This window comes from Paeniglutamicibacter gangotriensis Lz1y (assembly GCF_000348945.1).
Lineage (GTDB): Bacteria > Actinomycetota > Actinomycetes > Actinomycetales > Micrococcaceae > Paeniglutamicibacter > Paeniglutamicibacter gangotriensis.
In genome coordinates this window covers 18,268-32,239 of the sequence record NZ_AOCK01000004.1, presented here as the reverse complement: position 1 = coordinate 32,239, position 13,972 = coordinate 18,268, and the positions used below count along the sequence as shown (strand labels likewise).

The 13,972-nt window shown below is 63.1% G+C and carries 15 protein-coding genes and 1 pseudogene; 2 read left to right on the top strand and 14 right to left on the bottom strand.

Features of this window, described 5'->3' with window-relative positions:
• Window positions 1-46: 46 nt before the first annotated feature.
• From ADIAG_RS07520 to ADIAG_RS21610, 10 genes and pseudogenes are all read right to left on the bottom strand, one after another.
• Entirely contained in the window at window positions 47-2,002 is a 1,956-nt protein-coding gene (locus ADIAG_RS07520; RefSeq protein ID WP_007270744.1) for an NHL domain-containing thioredoxin family protein, read from the bottom strand.
• Window positions 2,003-2,110: 108 nt separating this feature from the next.
• Window positions 2,111-2,887 (bottom strand): hypothetical protein, encoded by a 777-nt coding sequence (locus tag ADIAG_RS07515; RefSeq protein WP_007270743.1) that lies wholly within the window; start codon window positions 2,885-2,887, stop codon window positions 2,111-2,113.
• Window positions 2,877-4,321: pseudogene (locus ADIAG_RS07510) on the bottom strand (cytochrome c oxidase assembly protein). Before ADIAG_RS07510 ends, ADIAG_RS07515 begins: the two are co-directional and overlap by 11 nt.
• 794 nt (window positions 4,322-5,115) lie before the next feature.
• Entirely contained in the window at window positions 5,116-6,342 is a 1,227-nt protein-coding gene (locus ADIAG_RS07505; RefSeq protein ID WP_007270740.1) for a Dyp-type peroxidase, read from the bottom strand.
• A complete protein-coding gene (locus ADIAG_RS07500) occupies window positions 6,329-6,901 on the bottom strand; it encodes a copper chaperone PCu(A)C (RefSeq protein WP_007270739.1) in 573 nt (190 codons plus the stop codon). Before ADIAG_RS07500 ends, ADIAG_RS07505 begins: the two co-directional genes overlap by 14 nt.
• A gap of 179 nt (window positions 6,902-7,080) precedes the next feature.
• Window positions 7,081-7,704, bottom strand: a complete 624-nt coding sequence (locus ADIAG_RS20075; RefSeq protein WP_007270738.1) for a copper resistance CopC family protein — start codon at window positions 7,702-7,704, stop codon at window positions 7,081-7,083.
• Window positions 7,705-7,762: 58 nt separating this feature from the next.
• Entirely contained in the window at window positions 7,763-8,395 is a 633-nt protein-coding gene (locus ADIAG_RS20070; protein WP_007270737.1) for a hypothetical protein, read from the bottom strand.
• A 183-nt stretch (window positions 8,396-8,578) separates the two neighbouring features.
• The gene (locus ADIAG_RS07485) at window positions 8,579-8,863 is read right to left on the bottom strand and encodes an HU family DNA-binding protein (RefSeq protein ID WP_043474058.1); all 285 of its coding nucleotides are present in this window, start codon (window positions 8,861-8,863) and stop codon (window positions 8,579-8,581) included.
• Window positions 8,864-9,185: 322 nt separating this feature from the next.
• Window positions 9,186-10,136: an SDR family NAD(P)-dependent oxidoreductase gene (locus tag ADIAG_RS07480; protein WP_161623947.1), complete on the bottom strand. Its 951-nt coding sequence runs from the start codon at window positions 10,134-10,136 to the stop codon at window positions 9,186-9,188.
• 4 nt (window positions 10,137-10,140) lie between these two features.
• The gene (locus ADIAG_RS21610; RefSeq protein ID WP_007270734.1) at window positions 10,141-10,311 is read right to left on the bottom strand and encodes a hypothetical protein; all 171 of its coding nucleotides are present in this window, start codon (window positions 10,309-10,311) and stop codon (window positions 10,141-10,143) included.
• A gap of 130 nt (window positions 10,312-10,441) precedes the next feature.
• Here ADIAG_RS21610 and ADIAG_RS07475 point away from each other — a divergent pair, with 130 nt between their 5' ends.
• Both ADIAG_RS07475 and ADIAG_RS07470 read left to right on the top strand, forming a co-directional pair.
• Window positions 10,442-11,089 carry a DnaJ family domain-containing protein gene (locus ADIAG_RS07475; RefSeq protein WP_007270733.1) on the top strand — a complete coding sequence of 216 codons (648 nt, stop codon included), beginning with the start codon at window positions 10,442-10,444 and terminating at the stop codon, window positions 11,087-11,089.
• Window positions 11,090-11,689: 600 nt separating this feature from the next.
• The gene (locus tag ADIAG_RS07470) at window positions 11,690-11,899 is read left to right on the top strand and encodes a hypothetical protein (RefSeq protein ID WP_007270732.1); all 210 of its coding nucleotides are present in this window, start codon (window positions 11,690-11,692) and stop codon (window positions 11,897-11,899) included.
• A 99-nt stretch (window positions 11,900-11,998) separates the two neighbouring features.
• On the opposite strand, the gene rpsN is transcribed toward ADIAG_RS07470, so the two are convergent.
• The 4 genes from rpsN to ADIAG_RS07450 form a co-directional block, all read right to left on the bottom strand.
• Complete coding sequence (gene rpsN / locus ADIAG_RS07465) at window positions 11,999-12,304, bottom strand: 30S ribosomal protein S14 (RefSeq protein ID WP_007270731.1); 306 nt, start codon at window positions 12,302-12,304, stop codon at window positions 11,999-12,001.
• 2 nt (window positions 12,305-12,306) lie between these two features.
• Window positions 12,307-12,474, bottom strand: a complete 168-nt coding sequence (gene rpmG, locus ADIAG_RS07460) for a 50S ribosomal protein L33 (protein WP_007270730.1) — start codon at window positions 12,472-12,474, stop codon at window positions 12,307-12,309.
• Window positions 12,474-12,710 (bottom strand): 50S ribosomal protein L28, encoded by a 237-nt coding sequence (rpmB, locus tag ADIAG_RS07455; RefSeq protein WP_007270729.1) that lies wholly within the window; start codon window positions 12,708-12,710, stop codon window positions 12,474-12,476. Before rpmB ends, rpmG begins: the two co-directional genes overlap by 1 nt.
• A gap of 416 nt (window positions 12,711-13,126) precedes the next feature.
• Window positions 13,127-13,600: a MarR family winged helix-turn-helix transcriptional regulator gene (locus tag ADIAG_RS07450; RefSeq protein WP_043474055.1), complete on the bottom strand. Its 474-nt coding sequence runs from the start codon at window positions 13,598-13,600 to the stop codon at window positions 13,127-13,129.
• Between the last annotated feature and the right edge of the window lie 372 nt (window positions 13,601-13,972).

The following is a 13,972-nucleotide window of genomic DNA, read 5'->3' as shown; positions in this document are numbered from 1 at the left end:
GCCATGCGGGGAAACGGGCCTGTGCTCATTCGCTCTGCGGCGTCGCTTAGTTGTCTAGGCCGCGCAGGTCCAGGACCAATTCGGTGTCGCCCTCGGCATCAAGGATGACCGGGATGCCCCAGTCCTGCTGGTACAGGTGGCAGGCCGCATGCATGGGGATCTCGCCGCCGGGCACGCCGTCGCAGGCGGCCGCGCGCGCGGTGATGTGCAGGACACCCTCGGCGACCTCGGGGTTCAGCTCCAGCGTGCGGGTCAGGCCCGTCGAGGTTCCACCACCGGAAAGCAGCAGCTCCTCCGGGGAGGAAGAAATCTTCAACTGGGTCGGATCCCCCCAACGGTCATCGAGTTTCTGCCCCGTGGGTGCGGAGAAACGCACCGTCAGCGCGTGCTCGCCGGCGGCGACAGGGCTCTTGGGTCGCTGGGTCTGGCTCGCTCCCTCGTCAACGATCAGTGCCTCGGCAGGAAGCGGCAGGCGCACCAGCTGGTGGTTATTGGTCTCCACCACCAGCAGCACCGGATCTCCGTCCACGGTGTCATCAAGCTGCACGTCCGAGGGCTCGTTCAGGCCGCGGGCCAGGGTGCTCACGGTGCCGGAGGCCGGATCGTAGCGGCGCACTGCTCCGTTGTAGGTGTCGGCGATCGCGATCGACCCGTCGGGCAGCGCGGCAACGCCCAGCGGGTGCTGCAGGCGGGCCTCGGCGGCCTCGCCGTCGCGGAAACCGAAGTCGAACAGCCCCGCCCCGATCGCGGTCTCGACGGTCTCGACGGATCCGTCGTCGGCGAGTACCAGGCGGCGCAGCGCAGAGGTTTCCGAATCGGCGATCCAGATGTTTCCTTGCTTGTCGGCGGCCAGACCGGAGGACTGGGCAAACCAGCTCTCGGAAGCTGGCCCATCGGTCAGGCCCTCGAGGCCGGTACCGGCAAATACGGCCAGGGCCGAGGTCACCGGGTCCAGGGAGAAGATCTGGTGGGTGCCGGCCATGGCGATGATCAGCGCGTTGGCCTTCTCGCTCCACAGCACGTCCCACGGGGAGGACAGGGAGGTGCCCAGCGGGTTGTTGCCCAGGTCGCTGAGCCAGGTTTCCTCGTCGTTCTCATCCACGGCGGAGCGGGCCTGGTCGGCGTCGAGCAGGCGTTGGATGCCGTTGCCGGCCAGCGTGGTGACATTCCCGCTGTCCAGGTTCAGTCCGCGCAGCCGGTGGTTGACGGTGTCGGCGATGACCGCGTGGAAGCCCAGCGTGGCCGCGAGTGCGGTCGGCAGCAGGGTCAGGCCCTGGGGCTCATTGAATTGTGCGCTGTGTGCCTCGCCGTCGGCAAAGCCCTTCACCCCGGAGCCGAAGGTGCGCACCACGGTGGACAGGTCGTTGCCCAGTTCCACGATCCGGTGGTGGCCCGAGTCACCAATCAGGAAGTTCCCGTTCTCCAAGGCCACGGCCTTGCCCGGGAAGCGCAGGTCCCCTTCGCGGGCCGGCGGTGCCACATAGGGTCCGGTACCCCGGTGCAGCGTGCCCTTGGCCTCGTGCTCGGTGATGAGCTCTTCGACCAGGGATTCGAGCCCTGCGGCGTGGCCCTCCCCGGAGAGATGGGCGACGATGTAGCCCTCGGGGTCCACCACCACCAAGGTCGGCCAGGCGCGGGCGCCATAGGCCTGCCAGGTGATCAGCTCGGGGTCATCGAGCACCGGGTGCTGGATTTCGTAGCGTTCCACGGCTGCGGCAAGCGCCACGGGGTCGGCCTCGTACTCGAACTTCGGGGAGTGCACCCCGACCGTCACCAGGACATCGGAGTACGTGGCTTCCAGCGGGCGCAGCTCGTCCAGGACATGCAGGCAGTTGATGCAGCAAAAAGTCCAAAAGTCGAGGATGGTAATTTTCCCGCGGAAGTCTTCCAGGGCCAGTTGCTTCCCGCCGGTGTTCAGCCAGTTGCGGCCGCGAAGTTCGGAGGCACGGACCTTGTAGGAGGTACGCACGGATTCGGTTCCGGTGCTGGGGGTTGCTGTCATGGCTCTGCTCCTGGGCTTGTCGGCTGACGTGGTGCTGTATTCAATTATCCCGTCATAGTCCCGTCCGGGCCGAGATCATGACAAGATGCGACGAACCCGCACCGGGGGCTACCCTGCCTGGGTCAATGCAGCCTTAAGGATCTGCGCTGCCATCTGGGCGAATTCGGGCTTTTCGAGGCCGTCGGTGGCAATGAACGAAACCATCCCCACGTAGTCCCCCTTGGTTTGGATCAACACCAGGGCCTGCTGGCGCATTCCCTGCCCCTCGCGGCCGCGGGTCCACAGGATGGAAGAGTCGGTCTCGCTCTTCTTCAGCGACGGTTTTTTGCTGACGAAGGGAATGGTCTCGGTGTCTTGGTGCAGGGTCACCGCCTTGCATTCGGTGAGCATTTCAAGCACCGTCGCGTAGTGTGCCTCCAGCGCCGGTTTGTCGGTGATTCGGGCGACCTCCACCGAACCGGTGGCGGGGATGGAGTCGGTGAGGAAATCGGTCCGGGCACCCTCGGAGCCCATCTGCAGCGGGGACCAGTTCAGCGATTCAATAGTGTCTGCGCATTGTCCGGGCAGCACCGTCACCGGGCCCAGGGTGTTTTGGGGCGCCGTGGCCAGCTCCTTGAGCTCGGCCCCGGACACCACCCGGGCCTTGTCAAAGCCCAGGCGTGCGGCCATGGAGATTCCGGAGGCTACCGAAAGTTCGGCGATGCCCGGTTCGGTGGTTTCGGCCGGTGCCGCCGGGCTCCCGGTGGCCTCCTCGGTGCTGATCGGTGCGTGCCCCTCGGGCAGCTCACCGGCCTCGGGGCTGCCAGAGCAACCGACCAGGGCCAAGCCCAGGGAAAGGGTCAGGGCGAGGGTGCGCAGCGCACCGGTCTTGGTCCTAGCGGCCACGGCGGGCAATCTCCTCATCCTGCTTTTTCAATTGGGCAAACATGTCATTGTAGGCGCCGAGTTCCGCCTCGTTGTCCCGGTCGGCCTGCCGGTCCCGACGTTTGGATTCCCGGGTGTCGTCCCGGTTCCAGGAGACCATCACCCCCAGCGCGATCAGTAGCGTCGGAATCTCGCCGAGCCCCCACATCGCGCCCGCGCCCTGGCGTTGATCGGCCAGCGCGTCGCCGCCCCAGGTCCGTCCCATGTTGCCGAACCAGTCGGCCTGGTACAGCGAGGTGGAGCTCATGATCGAGACCCCGTAGAAGGCATGGAAGGCCATGGTGGCCAGCAACAGCACCAGGCGCAGCGGGTACGGCGCCCGCTTCGGGACCGGGTCGGTGCCGATCATCGACAGCGCAAAGAGGTAGCCGGTGATCAAAAAGTGCACGTTCATCAGCTCGTGGCCCATGTGGTTGCGCAGCGCAAACCGAAAATGTCGGTTTCGTAGAAGATCACGATGGACCCGGCGAAGTTAGCTGCGGCAAACAGCGGGTTGGTGACGAGGGCGGAGAACTTGGAGTGCACCAGCACCAGGATCCATTCGCGTGGGCCCCGGGTTCCGTCGGTGCGCGAGCCCAGCGCCTTCAGCGCCAGGGTGACCGGCGAGCCGATGACCAGGAACAGCGGGGCGACCATGGTCAGGGCCATGTGGTCGACCATGTGCACGGAGAAGAGGATCTTGCCGTAGACGGCCAGGGCTCCGGAGGTGAAGTAAAACAGGCACCCTAAGCCCACCATCCAGGAGATGGTCAGCAGGATCGACCATTTGTCGCCGCGGCGGCGCACCGTCACCATCGCCCACAGGTAGGCGATGGCCAGGAAGGCCACGATCGCGATCCACAGCCAGTCCCAACGCCAGACCTCGACATAGCTGGCATTGGTCAGCGGGGGTGGTAGTTCGTAGCCGGTGAGCAGGCGGGCCGGGGTGGGCAGTTCCGGGGCGGTGTCGGGGGTGGGCGGTGCGGTGCGGGCCAGCACCGTGGCCAGGCCCATGGCCGCGGCCATCACGACGGCTTCGGCCCCGACCACCAGCCAGGCGGCGCGGGTGGCGGAAAGTTTCCCTGCCTCCAGGGCGGGAATCACCCGGCGGCGGTGCGCCAGGCCCAGGGCACCGAGCCCGAGGGTGGCCACGGCCTTGGCGATGACCAACCAGCCGTAGGGGGTCATCCACTGGTCCCAACCGGTGATCCGGATGGATGCGTTGACCACACCGGAACCGGCGACCAGCACAATCGCGATGGTGGCCAGGGCGGAGAAGCGGTGCAGCACGGTGCCGGCCAGAATCGGCCGCGCTCCCGGGAAACGACCCGGTGCCTTGGTGGCCAACAGCGGGGCCAGTGCGGCGAGCACCACGATCCCGCCGAACCAGAGGCAGACCCCGACCAGGTGCAGCATGATGGAGTTGACCGCTCCCCAGTGGTCATCTCCCCCGGCGGCGTGCCCGATCAGCGACATCGGCAGGATCCCTGCAAGGGAGAACACGGCGGTGGCGCCCACCCACCCGGGCGAACGTACGCCGAAGGCCAGCGAGGAGGTGATGGCGGCAATCACGATCATCCAGGCCCAGGCCTTGCCCACGGAAATGTTCAGCACGTAGTCGAGCATCGCTGCGGTGTAGCTGGGGTCGGTGCTCATGGGTTGGCCGACCAGATCCCAGAAGGTGAAGATCAGCACGGCCGCCGCCGAGACGGTCCACAGGCTTCCCGCGGCGGCTGCAAGGTTCATGGTGCGTGCGAACGCGGGATGCGTTTGCCCACCGTCGGTGTTGTGTTCACCGGGGGCGGGTCGTTTGGGCCGGGTGGAACGCGGAAGGATGGCGGCAGCGAAGACCAGGGAGGCGATGGTGATGGCCATCGAGGAGTGGTGCAGGGCCTTGGCGGCGGGCAATGCCCAGCGCACTAGTGCTCCGGCGTCTCCCAGTTCGCTGGCCCGTGCGGTGCCGGCAAAGAAGCTGGCGGCAATCAGTACCAGGACGCCGACCCCCAGTGCGGGAAGGGTCAAAAGGGGCCAGAGCCTCCGGTTGCCTGTCGCTGTTTCGCCGGGGGTGGCCGTGGCCACCGTGTTGCGTGAGTTGTTCACAATTTCCTTTCAGCGTCCTCGCCGATCCATTCTCCCACCGATTGCCACTCGTGTTGGTGCCATGGTGGCTCAGGCCACCATGGCACCAACACACGGTGTACGGGCGGGACCTAGTCGGGGAACAATTCCCGGCCCAGGAATGAACCTTCGCGGCAGCCCGGCAGGATCGCGTAGACCGCGGATCCGATCGGGGTGGTCCATTCGTTGAGCAGGTCCGCCTCATCCAGCCGTTGCTGAATGGGGACGAATTGGCGATCCACGTCGGCCTGGTAGGCGGCAAAGATCAACCCGGCACGCGACCCGTCAACGTAGTTGTAGCCACGGCGCAGGATCTTCTCGTGGGCCTCGCGGGCCAGCGAGCGGGAAACATGCGAATCGGCGGAGATCACCGGAAACCCGGAGTCATCGCGGGCGCGCAAGTCCGGTGAATCGAACTCGTGCTGCCCGCTCAGTGGTGCGCCGTCTGATTGGCGCCGGCCCAGGGAAAAGTCCCGGGCCGGACGGTCAACCTCGTCCCAGGTCTCCAGGTCCATCTCGATGCGGCGCAGCACCAGCGAGGTGCCGCCCTCGGCCCACGATTCGAGCCCCGCACCACCGAAGACCGCTTGCTCAAGCATCCCCTCGACGGGGTTCGCCGTCCCGTCCTTTTGCCCAAAGAGGTTGCGCATGGTGGTTCCCTCGGGCATCGACCCGCGGGAATGGCGGAAGCCGTTTTGGATCCACACCGTGGTGGCCAGGGTGCGCAGGTCCTTTTCCAGGGCCCGGCGCCCGTGGTGCAACGTGATCTGGTCATCCGAGCACAATTGCACCAGCACCTCACTTTGCCCCCAGGCCTTCTCCAACTTGTCGATGGAAAAGGCCGGCAGGTCCTTCAACCAGCCCGGGACACGCGCCGGATCGAGGATCTGCACCGCGCTTTGGCCCAGTCCGACGGTGATGGTCAGACGAGCCGGGTTGGTGGCCATTTCCGGTTGGGTGTCGGCCAGCACGCCGCGCCCGGACATCAGCCGGGCGGCGTCGTCGCTGAGGATTTTCAGCACGCGGGCCAGTACGTCGCGCCGTGCCGCCGTGCTCGCCCCCGGTTCCTGGATCAGATCCAGGGCCAGGAACGAGGCGAAGGCCGGGGCCGGAGTGGTGATCCCGGGTTGTCGATGCCCGTGGAAAGCCACGGTGTCAGTCCCGTGCAGCGCTTCGGTCGGCTCGGCGGCGTCGGCGGGCATGGATCCTGCCGCGAAGCCAGCAGCGGCCGTGACCGCTGCTGCAGCGGATCCGAACAGCAGTCCCCGACGCGAGGTGTGGCGGGTTCCGGGGATCTGGGCGGTATCAGTGCCCGGCATGTTCGCTGCCCTCGGTGCCTGTGCCGTGTTCCGTCTCCCCGTCGTGGGGTGCGTAGGATTCCTTGGCTCCCGTGTAGCTCTTGATCTCAAAGGCGACCTCGCGGGTGCTGCCGTCACCGAAGGTGAGGTGCAGCGCCGGGGATTGCCCGGCCTTGAGTTCCTCTTTCAGACCCATCAGCATCACGTGGGTGCCGCCCGGAGCCAGTTCGACGGTGCTATGTGCGGGGATTTCCAGTGCTCCGGGCAGCTTCTTCATGCTCATTGCCGTACCGGTGCCTTCCATGTCGTGCAGTTCCACGTGCTCTGCCAGGTTCGAATCGACCTGCACTAGCGAGGCCGGGTGGTCGGTGGGGTTTTGAATCACGGCGAATCCGCTCGTCATGCCGTCGTCGGCGGCTTTGATCCAGGTCTCGGATATCTGCAGGGCGTCGGCTTCGGTCGCGGGTTGGTCTGCGGTGTCGGCACTTCGCTCAGCTGAACATCCGCTCAACAGTGCGGCGGCCAGGCCGAGGGCAATAAAGGGTGCTGCAATACGACGGGTACGGATTTTGAGGTCCATTGGGATGTCTCCACATTCGGGGTTTGGTGCGCGCCGGCAACCCCCTGGGCTTCTTTGTCTGGGGGTGCACGACTCGCACGGCATGCTGCGGCCTCGCCGGGGGCGGACGCGGCAGCATGCCGAGTCAAAAGGATGTCGGGGTCTACCGGAGGCACAGCTGTTGTGCGCCCGGCTGCCCGTTACTTGGTTTGGCGGCGGGCCTTGAGCAGCACCACGACGATGAGGCCCACCGCGGCGATGCCAGCGATGGTCCAGACAAGTCCGGCGGGCATGCCGCCGAAGGGAGTGTCGGTCTCGGTGGCTTCAGTGCTTGGCTCTGCGGGGCTGGCCACCAGTGCGCTTTCCGTCGGGGCAGTGGTCGCCGCGGAGGCGGAGCTGGAGGCAGCTGCGGAGCTCGAGGCGGCAGCCGGGTCGTTGACTTCGAAGGCGATCTTCTTGTCGATCGGGTGTCCGTCGGAGGAAACAACCCGGGCCACCAGGGTGTATTGGCCATTGCCCAAGGGTACGGATGGGGTGACGGTGACATCCCGGCGGTTGATCTCGAAGCTCGTGTCGATGCCGGTTCCTTCAGCGTCAGAGAGTTCCAGGATCGTACCGATTTTCTTGATGTCGCCGCTGAAGGTGAGCACCATGGACTTCGGTGCGGTGTCCAGCACGTCCCCGCTGGCCGGGGTTGATGAAATCAATTCATCGTGGGCCTGGGCGCTGGAAACTCCGAAGAGGGTCATCAGACACAGCAGGATGGCGGCGAAGAGCATGCCGATACGGGTGGTGGTGCGTGGATTGCGGATTGCGTGCGTCATAGTTTTTTGGTCCTTTGCTCCGTGGCTCTCGAGCCACGGTCAATTGAGGAGGGTGCTTTTACGAGATGGCGAAAGCAGATCCCCGTGGCGGACCACGACGGTGCAGGGTGGGGCGCAGCACGTCCCTCAGGACCAAGCCGCGGTAGGCGATTCCCGGCAGCGGGACCTTGCCTCGGGTGGCAGGTGCTGCGCGGACGAAGCGGATCAGCCGCGGAACCCACAAGAAGATGGCCTCGGCGAAGGCACTGGCAGCCAGTTCGCCACGGCGGATGGCGAGCACGCTCAGCACAGCGGCCGCCAGGTGGGCCAGGGGCATCATCAGCCCGTTGTTTGATTCCATGGAGCTTGCCGTGACGGCGGGGTCCAGGCTCAGCTCCACGAGGTGCCCAGCATGGCCGGTGTGTCCTCCGGTGTCATTCAGGATTCCGGAGACCTGGTGCTGGTGGCCGAACAGGGCGAATGCTCCGTGGTAGCCGCCCTGGCTCAGCATCACCGCAAGGCTGGTGCGAACCAACGAGATCTTGTTCGAGGCAAGAGCCGTGCAGACCACGGCACTGAGGCATAAGAGCAACCCGAGGATGGGCAGTGGCGGTATCCCGCCGTCGGCCACGGTGTGCGAGGCAGCAGCAAGACCGGTGCAAACTAATGCGCCGATCCATCCGCGCAAGATGCGCAGGCCCTGATCCTTCATACCGTTTCCCCACCAAGGTGTTTGAGAGGTGGAGCCTCGTGGCTCCCGCAAAACATTCTACGTTATTCTACGAACCGTAGAAAACTGGTTCGCCATCGGCACCTGTTAACGCCAAAGCCGCCCCTCGCGATGGTCCAGTGGACCGAAGCGGAGGGCGGCTTGAAGCTGTTGCGCAGGCGCAGGCTACTTGAGCGAAACAGCAGCCTTCAGCTTGGAGCCTGCGGTCAGCTTGACCGAGTGGCCGGCCGGAATCTGGATGGCTTCGCCGGTCTGCGGGTTGCGGCCGGTGCGAGCTGCACGGTCGGTGCGCTCAACTGCGAGCCAGCCCGGAATCGAGACCTTCTCGCCCTGGGAAATCTGTGCAACGAAAACCTCGAACACTGCATCCAAAACGCCGTTAACGGCTACCTGGGAGTTGCCGGTCTTCTCGGCGACAGCTGCAACAAGTTCACTACGGTTCATAGCCAAAGTATGTCCTCCTGGATATCTCTTCCCGTCCGGGTTCGGCGCGGGTCGCCTCGCGTTCGCGGGGACTTCTGTGTGAGAACTTACCAAATGTTTCTCCATGAAACGCCCAAACTGGGCTGAATTCCCGGGAATTTTTTGAACTTTGGCCGGATTTTCGCGTTCAGCGGCATCTTTGGCCACCAAAGAGAGACAAATCGCACTCTCCGATGCCGGAACCGCAATATTCCCCTCGGTGTGCCGCGAAGCACCTTTTGAGCTAAAAACGCTCCACCAACGACGAATACATTTTGCGGAAATCTGTCCTGATTCCAGTGCTTTGGAGCTACCCGAGGAAGGAAATTCCGGTGGCAGTCTCCGCAGCATTCCAGATCGTGTTTGCTGCCCATCGGTCGGTGGTGATTGCCGCGGGAGTGGCCCGCCGTGGAACGCCCCGAACCAGTCCCCGTGGACCGTAAAACACAGGTCCCGGATCGTCCACGTCGTCGGTATCCAAGACAGCCCTGACGATCGGCCAGGCACCTTGGCTCTTTCCCTGGCTGAAGGGCCTTTGGAGATTGCCCGCCAGGACCTTGGCCGGGCTCGGATTGTTTACCCCATCGATAATCTGGGTACGGCCCGAGATCGAATAACCGGGATGGGCACACAGCGCTCTGGTGGAGCTTTGTGACAGCCGCAATCTCCGGTCGAGCTCGAAGGCAAAGGACTGCACCATGATCTTGGACTGCGCGTAGGCACGCCAGGGTGAATAATGCTTCACCAATTGCGGATCTTCCAAGCGCGCACGCACCAACGACGTGGAGAGGGAGCCCAAGGTCACCACCCGTGCAGCGGGGGTTTCCTCCAGCACCGGCAACAGCCCGGCAATCAACGCATAATGCCCGAAATAGTTGGTAGCTGCCACCAATTCGAGGCCGTCCACGGACTCCTTGCGTGTGCGCGGGGTATGCACCATTCCGGCATTGGCAATCAGCCCGTCCAGCGGGCCGCGCGTAGAGATCTCGTCCACTGCCTGCGCCACCGAGTTCAGGCTGGCAACATCAAGTGGGACTAAGTGCAGCCGTGCATGGGGCACCCGTGCGCGAATGGCCTGGGCTGCTGTTTCGCCCTTTTCTGGGTTGCGGCACGCCATGATGACCTCGGCCCCGCGTCGTGCCAGCTGGAGAGTAGACCAAAACCCGATCCCACCGTTCGCACCGGTGATCATGATGCGCAACCCTGTGGCATCGCCCCTGCGGCGTGTCAGTGGTGTCTCTTCCGGGCCGGTGGCAGTCAAATGGCTATCGTTTCTGCCGGTCATCGGCGGTTTGGTCGCGGTTGAGAAAGTAGCCGATCCCCGAACAGACCGCTGCGGCGGCGGCCAGCAGTCCCCATAGAGGGTCAATCGTCAGCGCGATGGCGGCGGTGACTAAGAACAGGAGCGTTCCAATTCCGAAGAGTGACTTCAACATGGTCCCCAGCCTATCGATCCTTTCATGCAGCCCAGTTGGGTGCGCAAAAATTCGCAGGCACTCCCCCGTTGCCGAGGCCCCGTGCCCTCGCTACGGTTGAAGTACACATCTTGGAAAGGTGGACCCGCTCATGGCCCGACGAAATCGCGAGGAGAACCGTGATGCCGGGCTGCATGCGGCTCGCTACCGCGTGGCTCGTGATGCCGCCGCGGATTCGGTCCCGGTTGATGAATATGCCCGGGACACCGGCCGCACGCTGGGCGATGGTTCCGATGTTTCCACCGGCGTGCCCGTTTTTCATGCCGAGGACGAGGTGTGGGAGGTAGCCAATAGTGCCCTTGATGCCGCGTTCGCTCGGGGAGACTTCGATAATCTTGCCTATGCGGGCAAACCGATTCCTGGTCTTGGTTCAACCTCGGATCCCGATTGGTGGATCAAGGGGCTCATGGAGCGCGAACACCTCAGCGGCCTCGGCCCTCCCGCATTGTTGCTCCGCAAGGAAGATGCAGAGTTGGAGAGGACCTTGGACAAATTGGCTGACCCCGCCGAAGTGAAGAACCTGCTCGAGGATTTTAATGCCCGGATCGTCGAGGCCCGGCGTCAGCTCCTCGGCGGTCCCCCGGTGATCACCGCACTGCGTGATGTCGAGGCCGAGCTGACGATGTGGCGCCAACGCCGCACGGCTCGTGCGGTTCCCGCGGCCGTTACCACGCTGCCGGAGCCCACCCGGCGTACCGGTTGGATCAGTCGATTGTTTGGCACGTCGTCGCAACGCTGAGGACCCATCACGCGGGACTGACTTTGGGTACAGCCGTTCGTCCTGCTAGCGAAGGGTGGCGGAGCCGCCTATCGGCGGTAAAGTCCCCTACCTTGATCGATGTTGCGGCGGGCTTCTCGCAGGGCACGCGCCGTCTCCGGATCGTTCCGCTGCACCTCGTCTGCACGCTTGTCCAGGCTTCGCCGGAACACGTAAAAGCCTGATGACAGGCAGAGCACGGCAATCCCTGCGATGATCACAACGGATAGTAGGTCCATGCTTCGACAGTAGCCCTCACCGGAGTCCCCCACCAGTGGGCGTCGGGCCGGCCGTTGAAGTCCGCTCGCCGATACATGTTTGGACACAGCAAGGCTCTGTGGGTGCGGGATTGTCGTGATCTGGGCCGAATATGTCCGAACGAGTAGCTTTCACCGCGTGAATTCAACTGCTTTTCGTGCCGCTGGGGGTTGATCTCGTCCCGCCTGCCGATATCTAACATCGAACAAGCACCCGCAGCATCGATGAGGTTTCGTTCTTCGTTGACTTCGCGGCGGCCGGACTGGAACAGTGGAACGCAAAGGATCCGAGCAGCAAAAATTGAAAGAGCAGGGACCAATCTAGATGAGCAAGAGCTTCTTAGCCATATTCGGCGCCATGGTTTTGGCAGGGATAGTGCTCATCCTGTCGTTACCGTATCTTTTTGGTCCGCACGAGCCCTATCAGGAACAGATCACGATGGTGGCCGGTTGGTTCTTCGTGGTATTCGCCGTGGTCATGATTGTTTTCAGGGCGGTGTGGCGCCGCGGGATTCGGGCAAATTCCACCCAGTAGTTTGTGAGCCTGCTGCCGCGGTTTCACCTCTGCGGCTATCCCGTTAAATGGCCGAAGGCCCCAACCACGTAGGTTGGGACCTTCGACTGCTTCTGGAATTTACCAGGAAGACTTGGTGATGCCCGGAAGCTCGCCACGGTGTGCCATGTCGCGGAAGCGAACACGGGAGATACCGAACTTCTGGAGGGTGCCGCGCGGGCGGCCGTCAATGGAATCGCGGTTACGAACGCGTACCGGCGAAGCATTGCGGGGCAGCTTCTGGAGGCCCAAGCGGGCTTCTTCGCGTGCCTCATCGGTTGCAGTCGGATCAACCAGGGTCTTCTTCAGTGCGGCACGCTTTTCGGCGTAGCGCTCTACAATGACCTTGCGCTGCTCGTTCTTAGCAATCATAGACTTCTTGGCCATGTTTAGCGCTCCTCTCGGAATTCAACGTGCTTGCGGACTACCGGGTCGTACTTCTTCAGAACCATGCGGTCTGGGTTGTTACGACGGTTCTTGCGGGTCACGTAAGTGAACCCGGTACCGGCGGTCGACTTGAGCTTAATGATCGGACGTACGTCCTTATCCTTAGCCACTAGAGCTTCACACCCTTCGCAAGCAGGTCTGCTACAACGGCATCAATGCCGCGGACGTCAATGCGCTTGATGCCCTTGGTTGACAGGGTCAACGTGACATTGCGACGCAGGGACGGAACCCAGTAGCGCTTCTTTTGGATATTCGGGTCGAACCGACGCTTGTTGCGGCGGTGCGAGTGGGAGATGCTGTGTCCGAAGTTCGGAACCGCACCAGTCACCTGGCATACAGCTGCCATGATCACTCCTCAGTTGTAGTAAATATTGGCGGTACTCGTTTTACAGATACAGCGGAAAAATGCTGCCTCTGAATCTGCGTATAAGAGTCCCGCCACCAGTTGTGACACCGTTATTACTGCACACCTTGAAGGTAACCAGGCTGGGTGAGAACCAACCGAAGCGCCTTTATTAGCGTGAAAGACGGTGAACCTCATGGCCGGTGAGTATTTTTCCCTACTCGATTGGCCACGATATTCGGTTTTACGGGCAACCGTGCAAACCGTTTAGGCATGCACGACTTAACGCCTAACCATTCTAGGCGATTAACACATCCGCAGCCAAATCGGTAACGGTGCTTTTCCTGCCCCTATCGTGCGATCCGCCTCACATTTGGTCCGGTCCGCACCAAAAAGAGCCGAACGACGCGTCGATACTCTTAGCGGAGAATCCAGTGGTCGGGATCCAACCGCCCCACGAGCTTCTGGCCGATGCGGGCCAGCTCGGCGATATCGGCCTCATCAAGTCCCTGAAAAATAAGTTGCCGTACGGAACCCACGTGCTCCGGCGCCAATGTCTGCACCATCTCCCAGCCCTCGTCGCTGAGCTGGGCGATCGTGACCCGCGCGTCTTCAGGCGAACGGGAACGTTGGACCCATCCGCGTCCTTCAAGCTTCTTGACCACGTGCGAAAGTCTGGACAGCGAGGCACTGGTGCGGGAAGCTAACTCGCTCATGGCAAGGATGCGTTCCGGTGCTTCGGAGAGCATGGCCAGGACGTTGTAGTCGAAGAGCGTGATTTTCGCTTGGACCTGAAGTTCGCTGTCCAAGGCTGCGGGCAGCAACGTCGTGACGGAAACCAGCGCCAGCCAGGCATCTCGTTCCACGGGGCTCAGCCACTTTGGTTCGTTCATGTCAACCATTCTTTCACAGCCCACCTGAACCGGGGCCTGAGCCGCCAGATCCCCGGGCAGTTCGCACCGGCCTTGAGTGGATATCGTTTGCTTCCCCTCGTGCGGCGTTGCATCTAACCGTGAGGAGCTACGACGCAATCGCGCCCCTCCTCGCGCTCGCGGTCGATATTGGATGATGTCGGCGTTTGCCGCACCAGACAACAGTTTTCGTTGGAACTGAATTAGCTAACTTCGAAATTCAACCGAATCAAGCCCCTTCCGCAACTGATTCCATATGGCTATGCTCATTTGCAAGTGGTACGTCGGGCGTCGCGCAGGTAAGCCTCGACGCCGGAATCTTCGAGCAGGAGGTCGATGGGCAGTGACCCAATA

What these genes read in the sequence shown, in the direction of transcription:
- rpmB (WP_007270729.1), bottom strand. Translation starts at nt 12,710, where the DNA reads ATGGCAGCTGTATGCCAGGTGACTGGTGCGGTTCCGAACTTCGGACAC.
- ADIAG_RS07520 (WP_007270744.1), bottom strand. Translation starts at nt 2,002, where the DNA reads ATGACAGCAACCCCCAGCACCGGAACCGAATCCGTGCGTACCTCCTAC.
- ADIAG_RS21610 (WP_007270734.1), bottom strand. Translation starts at nt 10,311, where the DNA reads ATGTTGAAGTCACTCTTCGGAATTGGAACGCTCCTGTTCTTAGTCACC.
- ADIAG_RS20075 (WP_007270738.1), bottom strand. Translation starts at nt 7,704, where the DNA reads ATGACGCACGCAATCCGCAATCCACGCACCACCACCCGTATCGGCATG.
- ADIAG_RS07470 (WP_007270732.1), top strand. Translation starts at nt 11,690, where the DNA reads ATGAGCAAGAGCTTCTTAGCCATATTCGGCGCCATGGTTTTGGCAGGG.
- ADIAG_RS07505 (WP_007270740.1), bottom strand. Translation starts at nt 6,342, where the DNA reads ATGCCGGGCACTGATACCGCCCAGATCCCCGGAACCCGCCACACCTCG.
- ADIAG_RS20070 (WP_007270737.1), bottom strand. Translation starts at nt 8,395, where the DNA reads ATGAAGGATCAGGGCCTGCGCATCTTGCGCGGATGGATCGGCGCATTA.
- ADIAG_RS07475 (WP_007270733.1), top strand. Translation starts at nt 10,442, where the DNA reads ATGGCCCGACGAAATCGCGAGGAGAACCGTGATGCCGGGCTGCATGCG.
- ADIAG_RS07450 (WP_043474055.1), bottom strand. Translation starts at nt 13,600, where the DNA reads ATGAACGAACCAAAGTGGCTGAGCCCCGTGGAACGAGATGCCTGGCTG.
- ADIAG_RS07500 (WP_007270739.1), bottom strand. Translation starts at nt 6,901, where the DNA reads ATGGACCTCAAAATCCGTACCCGTCGTATTGCAGCACCCTTTATTGCC.
- rpsN (WP_007270731.1), bottom strand. Translation starts at nt 12,304, where the DNA reads ATGGCCAAGAAGTCTATGATTGCTAAGAACGAGCAGCGCAAGGTCATT.